At 74.6% G+C, this 531-nt stretch carries 1 protein-coding gene; it reads right to left on the reverse strand.

Going from position 1 to position 531, the window contains the following annotated elements:
* The coding region (locus AC4FQ5_RS20135; protein ID WP_491146511.1) for a sensor histidine kinase at positions 1-531 on the reverse strand (531 nt) is incomplete at both ends.

A 531-nucleotide genomic window follows, 5' to 3' on the forward strand; every position in this document is an offset into this window, starting at 1 on the left:
GACGGCCGCGACGCGTTCGCGCAGCCCCAGCAGGCCGTGACCGCCGTGGGAGTCTGCGGCTCCCGCGGCCGAGCCGATGCCGGGTCGGGCTGCGACGGGATTGGTGACGACGATCTCGGCGGAGTCGCCCCCGACCGACACCAGGACGTGGGCGCGTCCGCCGCCCCCGTGCTTGTGCGCGTTCGTGAGCGCCTCCTGGATCACGCGGTAGGCGACGACGTCGACCGCCCGCGACACTCGCGCGACGTCCCCTTCGGTCCGGAGCGTCACGTCGAGCCCCGCACCCGTGAACTCGGCGAGCAGGGCGTCGAGCTCGCCGAGCCCGGGCTGCGGGGCGGCGGTCTCGTCCTCGCCGTCGGCACGGAGCATCGTGAGGAGGTCGCCGATCTCGCCGAGGACGTCTCGCACTTCCGCAACTGGCGGGTCCAGCACGTGGGGGACGCCGCACGGCTGCCCGCACCGCTCACGGCCGCCCTGTCGTCGGCCCAGGCGCGCACGTCCGATCACACCGGTCTCCACGTCAACCTCGCC

It is taken from the genome of Chryseobacterium sp. DT-167, assembly GCF_058310155.1.